The sequence below is a fragment of the Paenibacillus sp. sgz302191 genome (genome assembly GCF_057749925.1).
In genome coordinates this window covers 476,703-495,564 of record NZ_JBYLHY010000002.1, presented here as the reverse complement: position 1 = coordinate 495,564, position 18,862 = coordinate 476,703, and the positions used below count along the sequence as shown (strand labels likewise).

General features: G+C 53.4%; 14 protein-coding genes. 12 read left to right on the top strand and 2 right to left on the bottom strand.

The genetic code is table 11. The annotated features are described in order from the left end of the window. The first annotated feature begins 27 nt into the window (after positions 1-27). From AC3G2T_RS04655 to AC3G2T_RS04630, 6 genes are all read left to right on the top strand, one after another. Entirely contained in the window at positions 28-969 is a 942-nt protein-coding gene (locus AC3G2T_RS04655) for an aldo/keto reductase (RefSeq protein WP_488434694.1), read from the top strand. Beyond that, the gene (locus AC3G2T_RS04650) at positions 966-1,721 is read left to right on the top strand and encodes a sugar phosphate isomerase/epimerase family protein (protein WP_488434693.1); all 756 of its coding nucleotides are present in this window, start codon (positions 966-968) and stop codon (positions 1,719-1,721) included. Before AC3G2T_RS04655 ends, AC3G2T_RS04650 begins: the two co-directional genes overlap by 4 nt. A gap of 24 nt (positions 1,722-1,745) precedes the next feature. After that, entirely contained in the window at positions 1,746-4,880 is a 3,135-nt protein-coding gene (locus AC3G2T_RS04645) for an alpha-mannosidase (RefSeq protein WP_488434692.1), read from the top strand. 346 nt (positions 4,881-5,226) lie between these two features. Then, complete coding sequence (locus AC3G2T_RS04640) at positions 5,227-5,817, top strand: hypothetical protein (RefSeq protein ID WP_488434691.1); 591 nt, start codon at positions 5,227-5,229, stop codon at positions 5,815-5,817. A gap of 224 nt (positions 5,818-6,041) precedes the next feature. Continuing rightward, positions 6,042-6,905 carry a peptidoglycan-binding protein gene (locus AC3G2T_RS04635; protein ID WP_488434690.1) on the top strand — a complete coding sequence of 288 codons (864 nt, stop codon included), beginning with the start codon at positions 6,042-6,044 and terminating at the stop codon, positions 6,903-6,905. A gap of 193 nt (positions 6,906-7,098) precedes the next feature. Then, entirely contained in the window at positions 7,099-7,452 is a 354-nt protein-coding gene (locus AC3G2T_RS04630) for a hypothetical protein (RefSeq protein ID WP_488434689.1), read from the top strand. 514 nt (positions 7,453-7,966) lie between these two features. On the opposite strand, the gene AC3G2T_RS04625 is transcribed toward AC3G2T_RS04630, so the two are convergent. Further along, a complete protein-coding gene (locus AC3G2T_RS04625) occupies positions 7,967-8,998 on the bottom strand; it encodes an anthranilate phosphoribosyltransferase (protein WP_488434688.1) in 1,032 nt (343 codons plus the stop codon). After that, complete coding sequence (locus tag AC3G2T_RS04620; RefSeq protein ID WP_474680607.1) at positions 8,995-9,645, bottom strand: ANTAR domain-containing response regulator; 651 nt, start codon at positions 9,643-9,645, stop codon at positions 8,995-8,997. Before AC3G2T_RS04620 ends, AC3G2T_RS04625 begins: the two co-directional genes overlap by 4 nt. Positions 9,646-10,149: 504 nt before the next feature. On the opposite strand from AC3G2T_RS04620, the gene AC3G2T_RS04615 reads away from it, so the two are divergent. The 6 genes from AC3G2T_RS04615 to AC3G2T_RS04590 all read left to right on the top strand — a co-directional run bounded on the left by AC3G2T_RS04615 (position 10,150) and on the right by AC3G2T_RS04590 (position 18,838). Beyond that, a complete protein-coding gene (locus AC3G2T_RS04615) occupies positions 10,150-11,385 on the top strand; it encodes a nitrate/nitrite transporter (RefSeq protein ID WP_474680606.1) in 1,236 nt (411 codons plus the stop codon). 361 nt (positions 11,386-11,746) lie between these two features. Further along, positions 11,747-14,164 (top strand): nitrite reductase large subunit NirB, encoded by a 2,418-nt coding sequence (gene nirB, locus AC3G2T_RS04610; protein WP_488434687.1) that lies wholly within the window; start codon positions 11,747-11,749, stop codon positions 14,162-14,164. Positions 14,165-14,198: 34 nt separating this feature from the next. Then, the gene (gene nirD, locus AC3G2T_RS04605; protein ID WP_474680604.1) at positions 14,199-14,549 is read left to right on the top strand and encodes a nitrite reductase small subunit NirD; all 351 of its coding nucleotides are present in this window, start codon (positions 14,199-14,201) and stop codon (positions 14,547-14,549) included. A 32-nt stretch (positions 14,550-14,581) separates the two neighbouring features. Further along, positions 14,582-16,690, top strand: coding sequence for a molybdopterin oxidoreductase family protein (locus tag AC3G2T_RS04600; protein WP_474680603.1), 2,109 nt, complete (start codon positions 14,582-14,584; stop codon positions 16,688-16,690). 529 nt (positions 16,691-17,219) lie between these two features. Further along, on the top strand, positions 17,220-17,351 hold the full coding sequence (locus tag AC3G2T_RS04595) for a hypothetical protein (protein WP_488434686.1): 132 nt from the start codon (positions 17,220-17,222) through the stop codon (positions 17,349-17,351). Between the two features lie 5 nt (positions 17,352-17,356). Then, on the top strand, positions 17,357-18,838 hold the full coding sequence (locus tag AC3G2T_RS04590) for a spore germination protein (protein WP_488434685.1): 1,482 nt from the start codon (positions 17,357-17,359) through the stop codon (positions 18,836-18,838). Positions 18,839-18,862 lie beyond the last annotated feature (24 nt).

The window sequence follows — 18,862 nt, the reverse complement described above, 5'->3', positions numbered from 1 at the left end:
GATCAGATGTTTGAAGGAGGATTCAGGATGAGATATATGAATATCAAGGGCGTAGACAAACCCATTTCTCGATTGTTCATGGGAACGGGAGATTTGAGAAAATTGGAAGAGCCGGAACGGATGATGCTGGATGCTTACATTCGCGAAGGCGGCAATGCCTTCGATACCGCTCATCAATATCGGGGCAAAGAGCTGGTTCTCGGTCAATGGCTTGCGGAGCAGAAGAATCGGGAGAAGTTGGTCATTCTAACGAAGGGTGCTCATCACGATGACGGCAGCCCGGGTCCACGGGTAAATCCGCAAGCGATCCGCAAGGATTTAACGGAGAGTCTAGAAAGGCTGGGAACGGAGTATGTCGATCTATATGCGCTGCACCGGGACGATCCGAACGTAGCGGTCGGACCGATCATCGAGGAGCTGAATGTACACCTTGAGGCCAAGCGAATCCGGGCAATTGGAGCTTCCAACTGGTCGCATAAGCGCATCCAGGAAGCGAATGAGTACGCGGCTGCCCATAACCTCACAGGATTTTCATTCAGCAGTCCGAATCTCAGTCTTGCTAAGCCTAACGAACCCCGCTGGGAGGGCTGCGTTTCGGCAGATGAGGATACCTGCGATTGGCATTCGGTCAATCAGCTGCCATTACTGGCATGGTCCGCCCAAGCTGGTGGATTTTTCTCGGGAAATTTCACACCAGACAATCGTGCGGATGAGGAAATGGTACGCGTGTACTACAGCGAAAACAACTGGGAACGTTATCGTCGTGCCACAAAGCTGGCTGAAGAAAAGCAGGTTACACCGATTCAAATTGCCTTATCCTACGTTCTTAATCAGTCTTTCCCGACTTGTGCAATCATTGGGCCTCGAAACCCGGAGGAGCTGGATTCCTCTATACAAGCTATGAATCTGCCGTTAACTGAGCAAGAGGTCGAATGGTTGGAGTTGAAAAGGGAGGAGCTGGCGGAATGATCCAACATAAATTGGCTGCGCAATTGTACACCTTGAGAAACGAATTGAAAAAAGATTTCCCAAGCGTACTGAGAGAGCTGAAAAAGATGGGGTGGGCGGCCGTCCAGATCGATGGGCTGCATGGAAATCCAGCGAAAGATATCGCTGCGGTTATGAAAGAACTCGGATTGCAAACGGCTGGCATGCATGTCGGTTTGGAGCGATTGAAGAATGATATGGACGCCGTATTGGAGGAGGCTCGCCTTTTCGATACGAAGGATCTGATCTGTCACTCACTCCCTGATGGGCTGCAGAATCCAGAGGGGTATGCTAGTGTGCGTCACGATTTGCTGCAGGCAGCTTCCAGAGTCAGCGGCATGGGATACCGCGTAGGGTATCATAATCACGATTTTGAATTTCATACGACAATCGATGGGAAATTTGCCCTGGAATACTTGCTTGAAGATCCGGCTATTTATGCTGAGATTGACACCTACTGGGTAAAAAAGGCGGATCAAGATCCGCTATCCTTCATTCAAAATTATGCTTTTCGTATGCCGATCCTTCATCTGAAGGATATTACTGCAGACGAAAGAAAATATTTCGCTGAAATCGGAACTGGATCGATTGATTTCGCACCTATCCTGAAGTGGGGATTGCAAAGTGGTGTAGAATGGTTCGCTGTTGAGCAAGATTATTGCCAGGGAAACCCGATGGATAGTTTGGCGTTAAGTTATACCAATTTGCTCAAGCTAGAGAAATTGATTCATTGAAATCGATAGGAGGAGAGATTCGATATGTTTTTTACAGAATCGAAGCTGGAAGCGAGATTGCGCGAATTAAGCGAAACCCGGTATCGCGATGCGGTGCCTTTGGAGCGATTTTCAGCTACGGAAGATGAGGATGGAGCGAATGGAGCAAGACCGCCAGTTACGCAGCCTGCATTTGAACTGAAGACGGGTGAGACTTGGAAAGGGCGCGACCGCTACGTGTGGTTATCGCGCATAATTGATATTCCAAAGGAATGGGCCGACAAAACCATTTTGGGGCGCTTCGATTTCGGTGAAACGGGCGGAGGCAACAATGACGGATTCGAATCCTTATTATATTGGAACGGTTCCCCTTTTCAGGGTGTCGATTCGAACCATCAAGAAGTATTTTTACCGGAAGATGCTGCAGGCACGCAGGGGCGGATGGATATCCGCCTGTGGTCAGGACTCGAAGGAGGCGGAAAACCGCGCGAGAAGAAGCATACGGTGAATCTTGCTGAAATCTGCTGGCTGGATGAGCGGGTTGACGATTTCTACTACACTGGACGCGCTGTGCTGGAAACCATCCGCAGTCTGGATGCTAACCATCCTGAACGTACGCAGTTAGTTAAAGCGCTCGATCGTTCTTTTAAGCTGGTGGATTGGTCGAATCCGCTCTCGGAAGCCTACTATGACTCCGTATATCGTTCCCGCGAACTGCTGCTTGAGGAATTAAATCAGATGGAGAAGAAGCATCCCGTTACGATTACTTGTATTGGGCATACCCACATTGACGTGGCTTGGTTGTGGAGACTTAAGCATACTCGGGAAAAATGCGCTCGTTCGTTCTCCACGGTACTGCGCCTAATGGAACGATTCCCGGACTATGTGTTTTTGCAGACGCAGCCTCAACTATACGCCTATATCAAGCAAGATTATCCTGATATTTACGAGCAAATTCTCGAGCGTGTACGTGAGGGGCGATGGGAAGTTGGCGGAGGCATGTGGCTGGAAGCCGATTGCAACCTAACCTCAGGTGAATCGCTGGTGAGACAATTTTTACATGGAACCCGATTTATTCGTGAGGAGTTCGGGGTGGAAAGCACTTATTTATGGCTTCCCGACGTATTCGGGTACAGCTGGGCGCTGCCGCAAATTTTGCTGAAATCAGGGTTCGATACGTTCATGACGACCAAAATCAGCTGGAACCAGTTCAATCGTATGCCTCACGATACCTTCAAATGGCGGGGAATTGATGGCACCGAAGTTTTGACGCATTTCATTACCACACCTGGCGACTGGGAAGAGGCTAACTCGTTCTTCTATACGTACAACGGCATGGTAACGCCAATGACGGTCAAGGGAACCTGGGATGCCTACCGTGATAAAGAAGTGAATCAAGAGCTTCTGCTGTCTTATGGGTATGGAGATGGCGGCGGCGGTGTCAATCGAGAGATGCTGGAGATGCGCCGTCGTTTGGAAGACATGCCTGGCCTGCCTAAAGTGAAAACTGGACGCGCAGACGAATACTTTGAGCGGTTACACGAAACTGTTGAAGCAACGGACCGTTATGTGCATACATGGGACGGTGAGCTGTATCTCGAATATCATCGCGGTACTTATACAAGCCAAGCCTACATCAAACGGATGAATCGTAAGCTGGAGCTTCTATATCGTGAAACGGAATATGTCAGTGCTTTGGTTGCTTTGTTGAAATCCGATTGGAGCGTTTATCCACAGGAGATGTTAAACAAGGGTTGGACCATCATTTTACGCAATCAGTTCCATGATATCATTCCCGGTTCTTCGATTACTGAGGTCTACGAAGATAGTCGTGAGGAATATGCGGAAGCTATGTCTATAGGGACATCTGCGTGGAATGAAGCTGCAGCACGAATTGTAACACAGCAGGAAAAAGGTGCGGTAACGGTTCTGAACAGCGCCTCATGGGAACGAAGTGATCTTGTTATTATCCCTGGGGAAAAAGCTGTGATTGGCAGCGTTTGGACTGATCGGGAAGGCAACCAATTGAAATCGCAATACACGGATGGCCGCTGGATCATCGATGCACCTAAAGTACCGTCTTTAGGTATGACGACGATTCACTTTACAGAACCATCTCAATCTACTGCTGCAGCTGAAGAGATTCCTTTCCAATTGAAAGGACGCACGCTAAAAACACCTCATTATGAAATCGAATGGAACGAATTCGGTCAGTTGGTCCGCGTATTCGACCTAGATAATCGCCGGAACGTGCTTGCTGCAAGCTCGCGCGGCAACGTTCTACAGGTGTTTGAAGATAAGCCGATTGATTTCGACGCTTGGGATATCGATATTTTCTACCAAGAAAAAATGCGCGAAATTACTGATCTTATATCGGTCGAGCTTGTTGAAGAGGGACCATTAGCCGCAACAGTTGCATTCAAATGGAACTTTGCGAAGTCTACGATTTCGCAATGGATGACTGTCTATGCAGACAGCCGACGCATTGATTTCCGTACCCATATCGACTGGCAGGAACGTCAGCAGCTGTTGAAGGTTGCTTTCCCTGTTGACGTGCGTTCTACGGAGGCTACTTACGATATTCAGTTCGGTAACGTCAAGCGTCCGACGCATTGGAACACGAGCTGGGATTGGGCGCGTTTTGAATCCGTCGGACACCAATGGGCGGACTTGTCCGAACGAGGATACGGCGTAAGCTTACTGAATGATTGTAAGTATGGCTACGACATTAAGGATAACGTCATGCGCTTGTCACTCATTAAATCCGCGATTCATCCGGACCCGATAGCTGATCTCGGGGAACATTCCTTTGTGTATGCTCTTCTCCCGCATGCGGGAGATTGGTATGCAGGCGGTACGGTACAGGAAGCATGGGAGCTTAATAATCCGCTGACGAGTTATGCAGGTGTTCCAACGCAAGGCACACTTTCCATGTTTGAATTCTCTGCTCCGAATGTGATGGCGGATGCAATTAAAAAAGCTGAGGATGGAGAGAGACTTGTTCTTCGTATTCATGAGTTTGCCGGGGTCCGTACTCATGTGGATATCAAGAGCGATTTTAGGATTCAATCGATGCAGGAATGTGATTTAATGGAGCGTCTAATCGGAGACGTTGAGGCTTCAAATATTGAGCTTAAGCCTTATGAAATTAAAACATTTCTTGTCACTCTCGAAGTTTAATCAACAAAAGTACGGAGCCCACTACGGGCTCCGTTTTCACTTAGATAAGGCATACTTACATTTGCTCTTCTATTGACAGGACTTATGCAGTTCGTGGTAATGCCTGGTAAATTTGAGGTTTAGGTGTAACCCAAAGAAGCATGAAATAATGCGATGGCCAAAATAATCGAATAAGTCTATGGCCGCCTATATCGAGCAAAACTATAACGACCCGAATTTTACGGTCCCAAATATGGCGGATTCGTTCAACATGTCATAGCCGAAATCGGATACTGAGACGTATCGAGTTTCGTGCGCAAGCCAGCAGTATGCAGGGGAATACAGATGAGAGGGAAGATGGGCAGGCTTGTTGCTGGAAGTCAATATATGGACAACGGGCAACTCGACAGGCGTCGGTTTCGGCAAAAATGGCACCATTCGCGACTCAAGCGGCTTGTTCCGTTGCGAGACACCGCCGGAGGGGCCGGCATTCGCGGGCAATTTCATCCAAGCGGATTATCCGGAAACGTCGGGAATTTTTAATTTTGACGGCCCCATAAGAACCTCGCATTTGAGTAAAGCCGAGAACTGGAAAAATACGTGGCGCGATCTGAGATACCGGAAGCTGCGGGACATCGGCGAGCCGAAGCCCGGCGTGCGGAATTATGCGCAATGGTTTCGGGTGTGCCGCATCGGGACGGATAAATCGCTATTCAGCGGTCGGGTCAGGATGGCTACGGATTACGGCAAGGCGTCATACCGTACCGCATCCGCTGAATTCGCGTTCGGCGTTCGCGGCAATGAGGCAGGCGGATTCAAGCCGATCTTTACTGTCGATGGCGACGAGTTTAACGGAACGAGCGATGCGTATGCCAAATTTGCTGCTACGCAGATGATCTTGACGCTTGATACGGCGAGGCGGATGACCAACCACTTTACGGGCTGGGGAACCGAGTAGGTGTCAAGGCAGCAGTGTGTGCAATTCCGGATTGGCGGTCGGAGCGCGATTCCGTTATGCCCCCGTCAATCGGCTGAATTCCGGATCACCGCCGCACAAGTTGAGACCGAGACCACAAATAATTAAGCCGTTTCATCGGATAATCCTCCTTAATTAGGAAAATCTAAGCCTATCGTCATTTCTACAGGCGAAAGATTCCTTTTGACGAGGAGTGAAGGCAGCTCATGTTTCGAGGCAAAAGTAAGCAAATCTGGATAGCGCTGATCTGTGCGTTCATGCTGTTTGCGTCGTCTACGACGGCGTATGCGTTCGGCAAAGGCTCCAAAGGCCCTGATGTATATGCCGTACAGGGGATGTTGAAATCGCTGGGCTTCTACGGCGGTCCCATAACCGGCTATTACGGCAATCAGACGCGGGCCGGCGTCAAAGCTTTTCAGGAAAAATACGGACTCCCCGTCACCGGCAGCGTGGACGACCGGACGCTGGAATCGATCCTTTGGGCGTACGGCAGGTTGAAAATAACGAAAAACCCCGCTTCGCCATCTCCGCTGCCGCCAAGTCCAAAGCCGGTGCCCGAACCGCCCCCGCCGCCGCCAAGTCCGAAACCAAAGCCGGTGCCCGAACCGTCCCCGCCGTCGCCAAGTCCGAAGCCAAAGCCGGTGCCCGAACCGTCCCCGTCTCCCGCGGCACCCGCTTTGCCGGCTTTGACCGTGGAAGAGCAGCAGATGGTCGATCTGCTCAACAAGGAACGGACCAAAGCGGGTCTCGCACCGCTTGCCGTAGATACCGAACTGACGCGGGCGGCGCGCCTGAAAAGCCAGGACATGGTCGACCGCAACTATTTTGCTCACAACTCGCCAATCCTCGGCACGCCGTTTGACATGCTGAAGAAGCTCAATATCAAATACAGTACGGCGGCCGAAAACATCGCATGCAACAAAGATGCAACGGCAGCGCATGAGGCTATGATAGACTCCCAGCCTTATCACGCCAACATGCTCAACCGGAGCTTCAAGCAAATCGGCATCGGCGTTATGAACGGCGGCCCGTGCGGCAAAATGTTCACGCAGCTGTTTATAGAAAAGTAGCGCTAACTACTCCCCCACTTTTTGCAGCCTACGGAGCGCAAGGAGTGGGGTTTGTTGTCCAGGAAGTGCATGGAAAGTTATTCAGCCGGGGAAGTGCAAGTTGTTCGAAGGAGAGCAAAGAGTGGGTTTTGCTGCCGGGAGAGGTGCAAGGGTGGGTTTTGTTGTCTGGAGGAGCGCAAGGAGTGGGAAATTAGTGCCTGTAGTTCGCGTGCGTGCAGAAAATCTGCAAAAATCAAGCTACTCAGAGACCCATGCACCAGAGCTGGTCACACAATCTGCCTGGTTGCGTGAAGAAAAAAACTGCAAAAGTACAGTTTTTGCTCGACGGATGCGCTGGATACAACAAATTCCTGCAAATGTGCAGGTTTTTCGCCGCGGATATGGGCTCGGGCTCATTTCGAGCAAAAATTCCTGCACAATCGCAGGCTTTTCGCCAAAACGAACCATTTTTAAGGAAAAAACCTGCACTTTTGCAGGCTTTTCCCTGCCAAGCGGCCTAGCGCCCCCTGCTTCAGCACCTCAGCCTGCTGACTGCCTGGTTGCGTAAAGAAAAAACCTGCAAAAGTACAGTTTTTGCTCGACGGATGCGCTGGATACAACAAATTCCTGCAATTGTGCAGGTTTTTCGCCGCGGATATGGGCTCGGGCTCATTTCGAGCAAAAATTCCTGCACAATTGCAGGCTTTTCGCTAAAATGAGCCGCATACACGGAAAAAGCCTGCACTTTTGCAGGCTTGCGTGCCGACGATCCGCCGTTGACCTGCGCGGTGTTTCGGCCGTTGCCGACAATCCCGCCGTGGACGCCACGCGGTCCTTCGCCCCGTGCCGGCGATCCGCTGTCGACGCCCCGCGGTCCTTCGCCCCGCTGGCGATCCGCCGTGGACGCTCCGCGGTCCTTCGCCCCGCTGGCGATCCGCCGTGGACGCTCCGCGGCCTTTCGCCCCGTGCTGGCGAGCCGCCGTGGACGCAGCGCGGCCTTTCGCCCCGCAGCGGGCAAGCCGCGCGTGACCGGTCCGGGCCTCGGACCGGTAAAAAAGGGCTGCCACAAACGGCAGCCCCCTTTACATGGCCGTAACCGCGCTTATCGCTTCCGACCATTCCGTATATTTCTGCAGCGCCGTTCCTTGTTCGATGGCGTGGCGGGCCAAGTAAATGCCTTCTTCGATGGAGCCGGCATGCCCGGCGACCCAGAGCCGCACGGCGCTGTTCAGCAGCACCATGTTCAGGTAAGGCAGCTCGGCTTCGCCGCGCAGCACGGCGAGGGCGGTTTGGCCTTGCAGCTCAGCCGTCCATTCGACTTCGGGCACTTCCACCATCAGCTCGAAAATTTCCGGATCGACGATGAACAGCTCGCTCGCCCCGTCCCGAATCAGGTAGGTCCGGGTCCGCTTGTCGACGGCCAAGTCTTCCGAACCTTCCATGCCTTGAACGACGATGCCGCGGGTGACGCCCAGATCGATCAGCATATTCGTAATTTTCTCAAAAACGGTGCCGTGAAAAACGCCGACAGCCATGTAAGGCGCTTCCGTAAAGCGCAGCAGCTTTTCCGCCGTGTTGAACACGGTGCGCAGGCCGAGCTCCTGGCGCAGGCTGCGCAGCTCGCCGAGCGGCGGGCACCAGCTTTCCGTGGGCACGAACAGAAAGCCGCTGCGTTCTGCGGCCGCAATGAGCGCCTCACGCGAGGCGTGCGCCGCCGGGATATTCAGCTCGTGCAGCACGTCCGGCAATGTAATGCCCCATTTGGGCGGCATGGTGGAGGTGCCGTGCAGCGTGCTTGGCAGCCCGCAGGCCGCCAGCACGAACGCCGTAGGGAATGTCGCGATGAATGTGCGCGTGCGGCCGTCGTACGGCCCTGCGCAATCGAAGCTTCCCTGCACAGGATAAGTGCTGCTGCGCTTGCGCAGGGCGTCAATGAACGCTCTCAGCTCTTCCGGCGATTCCATCTTGATCCGCTCCGCCACGAGAAAAGCTCCGATTTGAGCCGGCGTGGCAGCTCCGGTCAATATTTGCTCCGCTGCATTCAGCGCTTCTTCATAAGTAAGATCTCTCGCGCCGCGTTTGCCGCGGCCAACTTCTTTTATCAGGGAAATCATCGTTTACGCCCTCCTTTATTCTCATCCTGCAGCAGTTGATACACTTTGACGATGGAGGTGGCAACGTCTACCATCCGCTTGCGTTCGTTCATAGCCTGCTTGCGCAAAAACTCGTAAGCCTCGGCTTCGGAAATATGCTTGATCTCGCATAAGATCCGCTTGGCCTGATCGATCCATTTGCGCTCCTCCAAACGGGACAAAAGCTGTTCCCGCTCCTGCTGCCACTCCGTCCGCTGAAAATAATGATTGACTCCGAGCAGCAGGGCGCAGTGAACTTCCAAAGCGTTCATCGTCGGGCCGATCAGCCCGTCAATGCCTGCGTCCATTTTGCATTCGTTGCTCGGAAACGTGTGAGGATCGCACCACCAAAAGATCGGGAGGCTGCGCTCCGCATGGGCCCGCAACCGCCAGGGCGCCACCTGGTCGGGGCTTACGGACAGCAGAACCGCATCGGCTTTTCCTATTATGAAAGTTAACTCTTTGGTTGTGGAGGCCGCATAGACACGAAATCCCATATCTTTCAGCATGGATTCGGGCAATGATTCCCTGGCAAGCTCGGTCGGGTCATTCCGCGAATACGAAGACGAAGTGGAGGAGGCTGTGCGAGTCGGTTTCAACTCGTCGATCAGTATAAATGTTTGCAGCATTTGAACACTCTCCATCATGGTTTAGCTTCAAGGAAATGACATATTCATGTTAGGTTATATCGGCGAATGTAATTTAATATACCAAATAATATAGCATAGCCCCTTAATTTTTGTCGATAAAATCCGCTTCAAATCCTTTTCAGAAAATTTATGTTAAGTTTATTGACATAACCTAAAATGAATACTATAATAACATCATGAACCCGCAAGGTTACGGACACAATGGTGTGTCGGTCCCAAAAGGCAATGGCGCCTATCCCTTACAAATACGTAATAGGATAGGCTTTTTATGTTCTCTTATGTGAAAAATGATTACATGTCAGTCACAGCGACGTGGCTGCAGTGGCAAAGAAGCCGATGAACGTTCCGCATTTCTGCGGTTACGTCTGTCGGCTTTTTCTACTGCTGTCAACTACGGCAATCGCGCAGGGAGAACAAGCGGGCAAGTTCGGATAGGAAGCAGCATATAAGGCAATATGCCGTATACAAAGGAGAGGGTACTGTATGGTCGATCGGAAAAGTTTTTTGCAAAGCGGGCACAAAGGGTCTCTGTTCAGCGCATTCATGTATTTTGACATGAGCTTCATGATTTGGGTCATGCTCGGTCCGCTGGCCGTATTGATCGCCAAAGATTTTAATCTGGACGCCGCGCAAAAGGCGAACCTGGTCGCGCTGCCTGCGCTCGGAGGCTCTATTCTCAGAGTGGTGCTCGGATATTTGACCGACAGAATCGGTCCGAAAAAGACGGGAATGATCGGCATGCTGCTGACGGTCGTTCCGCTGGTATTCGGGTGGCAATTTGCGAATTCGCTCAGCGATATGTACTTCGTAGCGTTGATGCTCGGCATTGCGGGGGCCAGCTTTGCGGCCGCTCTGCCGCTGGCCAGCAGATGGTATCCGCCGGAATATCAAGGGCTTGCGCTGGGAATTGCGGGCGCCGGTAACAGCGGAACGATCTTCAGCACGCTGTTCGCCAACCGTCTGGCGCAGCATTATGGCGACTGGCACGTCGTATTCGGCCTGGCTTTGATCCCGCTGGTCATTGTATTTATCATTTTTCTGTTCACGGCCAAAGACAGTCCGACGCAGCCTGCCCCGGCCAAACTCGCCGACTACGGACGCGTGCTGAAGCAGAGGGATACCTGGTTGTTCTGCATCCTTTATATGGTGACGTTCGGCGGTTTTTCCGGTATGGCCAACTATTTGACGATTTTCTTCAACACGCAGTACCAGTTGAATCCTGTCGCCGCTGCGGATTTTGCCACCATTTGCATTATTGCGGGCAGCTTTTTCCGCCCGATCGGCGGCTGGCTCTCCGATAAAATGGGCGGTATCCGGATGCTGATGACTTTGTATGGGGGAATCGGTTTGATGTTGGCTGCCGTCTCGACGCTTCCTGCGCTTGGCCTTACGACGGTGCTTCTGTTCATCGGGATGATGTGCATGGGGATGGGCAACGGGGCCGTGTTCCAGCTCGTTCCGCAGCGGTTCAGCAACGAAGTCGGCATGATTACGGGCGTCGTCGGCGCAGCCGGCGGATTGGGCGGATATTTTCTCCCCAAAATTCTCGGCAACCTGAAGCTTTCCACAGGCTCCTTCACTCCGGGCTTCCTGGTGCTGAGCGGCATTGCGATCTGCTGCATCCTGATCATCGCCATCGTTCAAGGCCAGTGGAAGCGCTCCTGGATCGGCGAGGGCGGCAAAGTGAAGTCCGCACCGACAAGCAGCGTTCACGCTTAAAATTACAGGTTCGGCTGCCGGCCTCAGGGCCGGCGGCAGCAACGAACCGCGTAAAAGCTTTGCTCGTGCAGCTTGAGACTGCCGCCTGCCGGCCTACTGCCCCCTGCTGCAGGCTGCAGGAGCAAAGACGTTTACGACCACTCGTCTTTGGTAGTTCGAATCGAACTACTCCAGGAGTCGGTCCGACGAAAGTATGATCGGGCCGGCTCCAAGCTCCATATCCCAACTTTTGTCATTCGGGAGCAGTCGATTTTCAAAGCGGTTATACGCTCCCCGCTCCCGGGTGGCCCTTTTTCCCGGAAGGATATGGATCATACACGCAGGGATATAGAGTTTGATCATTTGGAGAGGATGATTTGTAATGGTACAGAAAGAGAAGCTTGTATTGGTCGGGAATGGGATGGCTGGAGTAAATGCGATTGAGCACCTGTTGAAACTGGCGCCGGGCAAATATGAGGTGACGATTTTCGGCAGCGAGCCTTATCCGAACTACAACAGAATTATGCTGTCTTACGTTCTATCGGGAGATTCCAAAGTGGATGATATCGTCATTCATCCGTTTGAATGGTACGCCTCCCATGGAATTACTTTATATACGAATCAAACCGTTACCGGAATCGACACAACCGCCCAAACCGTCACAAGCGATAAAGGGGTTACGGTATCTTACGATAAATTGATATTGGCTACCGGCTCGAATCCGTTTATGATCCCGCTGCCGGGCGCCGACAAAGAAGGCGTCATGGCTTACAGGACGATTCGCGATTGCGAAGTGATGATCGATTCGGCCAAAAAGTACAAGAAGGCCGTCGTCATCGGCGGCGGATTGCTCGGTCTTGAGGCGGCCCGGGGCTTCCTGAATCTGGGCATGCAGGTTGATGTCGTTCATATTGTCGACACGATCATGGAGCGGCAGCTCGACCGCCCGGCATCGAAGATGCTGCAGACGGCGCTGGAAGAGCAGGGCATGAATTTCCTTCTCGACAAGCAATCGGTGGAAATTATCGGAGACAAGCGCGTCAAGGGCTTGAAATTCAAGGACGGTTCCGTCGCCGACGCCGATCTGATCGTCATGGCCGTGGGCATTCGGCCGAACGTGCAGCTGGCGAAAGATGCGGGCCTCGAATGCAACCCGGGCATTGTGGTCAACGATTATTTGCAAACGAGCGTACCGAACGTATACGCAGTCGGCGAGTGCGCCATGCACCGGGGCATCGCTTACGGTCTCGTAGCCCCGTTGTACGAGCAGGGGGCCGTTCTCGCCAAACATTTGGCCGGGGTGGAAACAGGGCCTTATGAGGGCTCGGTCGTATACACGAAGCTTAAAGTTTCCGGCGTTGACGTATTTTCCGGGGGTAAGTTCATGGATGCCGAAGGGACGAAAGCGATCCGCATTCACGACGAATTTTCCGGCATTTATAAGAAAGTCGTCGTCCAGGACAACAAAATTATCGGCGCAGTCCTATTTGGAGATACTTCCGACGGCACGCGGTTGATGCAAATGATCCGTGAGGGCACCGACGTCAGCGGCATGGAAAAAACGTCCATTCTGAAAGACCCTGCAAGCGGCGGAACAGGCTCGGCGGTTGCGGATATGAGCGACGATACGATTATTTGCGGGTGCAACGGCGTCACCAAAGGAACGATATGCTCGGCGATCAGGGAGCAGGGCTTGACCAGCGTGGAAGAGGTCAAAAACTGTACGACGGCGTCGCGCTCCTGCGGCGGCTGCAAGCCTTTGGTCAGTGATTTGCTGGCTTTTACACTGGGAGATTCTTACGACAAAAACGCGGCAAAAGAAACGATTTGCGGCTGCACCGACCACACTCGCGACGAAGTAGTGGAAGCGATCCGCGCCAAAGGGCTTACTCATGTGCGCGAAGTGATGAACGTGCTCAGCTGGAAAAACGAAGAAGGCTGCTCCAAATGCCGTCCTGCCTTGAACTACTACCTGGGCATGGTGAATCCGGAGACGTACCGCGACGACAGCACGTCCCGTTTTGTCAACGAGCGGATGCATGCGAATATTCAAAAAGACGGCACCTACTCCGTCGTTCCCCGGATGTACGGCGGCGTGACGAATCCTGCGGAGCTGAAACGGATCGCCGAAGTGGCGGAGAAATTCAACGTGCCGACGGTGAAATTGACGGGCGGACAGCGGATCGACCTGCTGGGCGTGAAAAAAGAAGATCTTACCGCGATGTGGGAAGAGCTCGATATGCCGTCAGGCTATGCTTACGGTAAAGCGCTGCGCACCGTGAAAACGTGCGTGGGCGAGGAATTTTGCCGCTTCGGCACGGGCGATTCGATGGGTGTGGGGATCGCCATGGAACAACGTTTCGAGCGGCTGAATACGCCGGCGAAAGTGAAAATGGCCGTATCCGGCTGCCCGCGCAACTGTGCGGAATCCGGCATCAAGGATTTGGGCGTCGTGTCGGTTGACGGCGGTTGGGAGCTGTATGCCGGAGGCAACGGCGGCGTGAAAGTCCGCGTCGGCGATCTGCTCACGACCGTGAAGACCGAGCAGGAAATTATCGAATATACGGAAGCTTATTTGCAATATTACCGCGAAACGGGCAAATATGGGGAGCGGACGAGCGAGTGGGTGCACCGTCTGGGCATCGATCATATTCGCGATGTCGTGCAGGATGAGGCCAAACGTCAGGAATTGTGCGCGAGAATGGATGTCGCCTTGTCCGTGACGAAAGATCCTTGGAGAGCGGCGATCGACAGTAAAAAAATCCGTCAAGATCTGTATGAAGTGGTCGATTTGAAATAGAAAAATACGGTTTCCATGGGAGGAGAGCATGAACATGAACGTAATAGAAGAACAAATGGTATGGGTGAAAGCCGTATCTTATGAAGAATTGGCCGTGAATACCGGCAAAACGATCCGTTATCGAAACGAGGAAGTGGCTTTGTTCAAGCTGAGCAGCGGAAAGCTGCATGCGATTCAAAACCGCTGCCCGCACAAAGACGGGGTGCTGGCCGAAGGGATTGTGTGCGACGAGCACGTCTTCTGCCCGATGCATGACCGGAAAATCCATTTGCCCTCCGGACTGGTACAGCTTCCCGACACAGGCTGCGTACGGACGTATTCGACGAAAATTCAGGACGGCATGGTGTATATCGGCTTTCCGAAAGCGGAAGAGCTGGCCAGCTGATTGCGATTTTCCAAGCAGGGGGGTGAGGCGCCGTGCAAGCAGCGCTGACGGTATTGCCGAAAGAACAAACCTCCTCCCACTGCTGCTTTTGCAGTATGCAGTGCGGATTGGAGCTGGTGCCCGGGGACAAAAGCCCGGGCGTCGCGATCAAACCTAGCCCGACCTTTCCCGTAGCTACAGGCCGGCTGTGCCAAAAAGGGCTGAACGCGCTGGACCACGTGCTCCATCCCGAGCGCATTACGGAGCCGCTGGCGCGGGCACGGGCCGGGCAGGGGAATTGGCAGGCTGTGCCATGGAGCGCAGCGCTGCCGCAGATTGCGGAGCGAATCAAGGAGCTGCAAGCCGCGTACGGGCGGGATGCCGTCGCCGTCTACGGCGGCGGTTCGCTGACCAATGAGGTCAGCTATTTGCTCGGCAAATTCACCCGCGTGGCGCTGCGCTCCAAATATATCGATTACAACGGCCGATACTGTATGTCTTCCGCAGCGGCGGCAAGCAATCAGGCGTTCGGGTTGGACCGCGGCATGACGATGCCGCTTTCCGAGATTCCGAATGCGAAGTACATCATTTTGGCCGGGACGAACATCGCCGAATGCCAGCCGACCATGATGCCGTATTTGCTGGATGCCAAAAAGAAAGGCGCAACGATCGTCACGATCGATCCCCGCAATACGATGACCTCGAAGGTGGCGGACATTCACGTCCGCCTGCAGCCGGGGTTTGACTCGGTATTTGTCAACGGACTGCTGCACGTCATCGTCAGCGAAAAGCTGCATGCGGATGCTTTCGTCCGGGACCGCACAGCCGGCTTCGAGCAGCTCTCCGAAGCGGTAAAAGCTTTCACTCCTGCTCGTGTGGAGGAGCTGACAGGCGTACTCGAGGGCGTCGTGCGGACGATCGCCCGCGGCTTTGCCAAAGCGGAGACCGGCATCGTGCTGACGGCCCGCGGTTTGGAGCAGCAGGTGAACGGTGTGGAGAACACGCTCAACTATATCAATCTGGCGCTAGTGACCGGCAAGATCGGGCGCAAAGGCTGCGGTTACGGGGCCGTAACCGGGCAGGCGAACGGCCAGGGCGGGCGCGAGCACGGCCAGAAGGCCGACCAGCTTCCCGGATACCGCCTGATCGAGGACCCCGCAGCCCGGGAGCATGTCGCCCGGGTATGGGGGATCGATCCCGGCGAGCTGCCGGGAAAGGGCGTCTCCGCCTACGAGCTGCTGCAAAAAGCCGACGAAGGCGAGATCAAGGCGCTCATCGTGCTCGGCTCGAACCCGATCGTCTCCAGCCCGAACAGCGCTATGGTGGAGCGGGCTTTGCAGAAGCTGGAGCTGCTGGTCGTAGTCGATATGTTCGAGACGGAAACGGCCAAGTACGCGGATTATCTTCTTCCCGGATCTTCTTTTCTCGAAGGGGAAGGGACGCTGACGAACCTCGAAGGCCGGGTGTTTCATCGCGGCAAGGCGCTGGAGCTGCCGGGAAACAGCAAGCTGGATTATCAAATCATTTGCGAGCTGGCGGAGGAACTCGGAAGAGGAGCTTATTTCAGGTATGCCGGAATTGAGGACGTATTTGACGAACTGACCCGGGCGTCCGCGGGAGGCAAGGCCGATTACAGCGGCATAACGTATGCCCGCCTGAAGGAGCAGAACGGTTTATTCTGGCCTTGCCCGTCCAAGGAACATCCGGGAACGCCGTATTTGTTCGAAGACGGCTTCTACCATGCGGACGGGAAGGCCCGAATGTTCGGCATCGTACCCAAAATGCCCGCCGAGCCGATCGATGCGGAGTATCCGTTCGTGCTGACGACCGGACGGCTGTCCAATCATTATTTAAGCGGCGCGCAGACGCGGCGGACCGAAGGATTGAACAAAAAAATGCCGGTGCCTGTGGCGGAAATCCATCCGTGGCTGGCCGGCAAAATCGGACTCGGCATCGGCGGCAAAATCCGCATCACGAGCCGCAGAGGCTCGATCGCGCTGCAGGTGAAGGTGACGGAAGGGATTCAGCCGAGGACGGTGTTCGTGCCGTTCCATTGGGGCGACGAACTTTCCGTCAACAAGCTGACGGTCGGCGCGCTCGATCCGACGAGCCGGATGCCGGAATTCAAAATTTGCGCGGTCAAAGTGGAACGCGCCGAATAAAAAAGGACTGCACGACAAGCGGTATGCCGCCGCTTGTCTGCGGTCCTTTTTTTGCGGCCCGGCCGTGGAGAAAGCCTGCAAAAATACATCAATTTGCGCTCTCCATCCGCTGGTCGCGAACAATTCCTGCAAAAGTGCAGCCTTTTCGCCGAACACATAATCTCATGCTCACTTTCAACGAAAATTCCTGCACTCTCGCAGGATTTTCGCCAATACAAGCCGATTCCAGAGGGAAAACCTGCACTTTCGCAGGTTTTCTCCCTAGCAAGCTGCTTCCTGCCCAGTTGTGCGGTTCGCGACCTGCACGGGGAGAGGCGTACGCCCGGAAAAACGGTTGTCCTCCAAATTATCCACACTCGCTCCCCTAGCCCTTACAGAGTGTCGCGACTTGCTCGGGCAGCCTGACAATCGCAGGTTTTCCCGTCGGCCCGGCGTGCCGGTTTTTTTGCAGAGGTGCTCCAAAATAAATCTTGAACATTTTGGCATAATAACGATAGAACATTTTGACAATAAAGAGAGGAATTCGGATATGTTTCCCAAGGCAGCGGACTATTTTCTAAAATGGGATACATGGATGGGAGCGTTTGCCGTTTTTGCCGTTCCGTTTACGATATCCAGAATATCCCACTGGCTGCAAGGCAATGATCGGAAGAAAAGGTGAGTTCGATGACGCCATATAACTTAACGGAAAACCTGGATGAGAATTTGCAAATGATCAAAGAAAGCGTAGGGCACAGGCCGGACATTATGTTCCGCAAGTTTAAAATAAACCGTTCCGATTGGGAAGCCAGTGTCGTTTACATGGAAGGTTTGGTGGATAAGGCTGTTCTTCAGGAGCAGGTGATCAAACCGTTGATGAGGGCAAATGATCTGCCTGACCCCGATGCTGCGATTACAGTAGAAGAAATGAAGGCATGCCTGGAGTACTCCGTTATTTCCTTAGCCCAAATTCGTGAGGTTCAATCTTTGGAAGAATGTCTGTCCGAGATTTTGGGAGGAGACGCCGTTCTGTTTATAGAGGGCCTGCCGGAAGCGTTCATCTTGGGCACTGCCAATTGGATAGGCCGGTCGATCGAGGAGCCTGTATCGGAAGCGGTTGTCCGGGGGCCGAGGGAAGGCTTTAATGAAATTTTGAGCCAAAATATGGCGCTCGTTCGCCGCAGAATCAAAGATCCCAATTTAGCGATGATTAATTATCAGGTCGGAAGACGTTCAAAAACAAACGTGTCGCTCCTGTATATCAAAGGCTTGACCAACGAAGGATTGGTGGAGGAAATCAAAAGCCGCATCGAACGCATCGATATCGATGAGGTTGCCGGATCAGGCTATTTGGAGCAGCTGATGGAGGAAAACTGGCTGTCTCCGTTCCCGCAGATACAAAATACGGAGCGTCCGGACAGGGTGGCCAGCGCCCTGATGGAAGGCCGCGCAGCTTTGATGGTGGACGGAACTCCGTTTGCTTTATTGATGCCCGTTACGTTCTATATGCTCATAACGTCATCCGAGGATTACTACGAGCGCTGGCTGCCGTCTTCGCTCATTCGTCTTCTCCGGTTCGGGGCGGCATTTATTGCTCTGTTCCTGCCGGCTCTTTACATCGCTTTGATCTCTTACAATCACGGATTAATTCCGACGAAGCTGGTGATTTCCATCGCCGCGGGGCGGGAAGGGGTTCCTTTCTCGTCGATTATAGAAGCTTTGATTATGGAAATCACGCTGGAAATTTTGCGCGAAGCAGGACTTCGACTGCCCAAACAGATCGGACAAACCGTCAGCATCGTCGGCGGACTGGTCATCGGCCAGGCCGCCGTGCAAGCCGCCATCGTAAGTCCGATCATGGTGATTGTAGTGGCGTTAACGGCAATCTCTTCTTTTGCCATACCGCAGTATAACGGAGGGCTTGCCATCCGGATGCTGCGCTTCGCCATGATGATGGCGGCGGCTGTAATGGGGCTTTACGGGATTATCCTCTTGTTTATCATTATAACGGTCCATATGTCGAAGCTAAAAAGCTTTGGAGTAGGCTATTTGGAGCCCTTCGTTCCTATTCATGTGAGCAACTGGAAAGATCTGCTCCTCAGGCTGCCTCTTCATATGATGAAACGCCGGCCAGAGATGAATAAACCGCAGGACCGCACGCGGCAGTAGCAGAAAACGAACGGGAGAAGATGC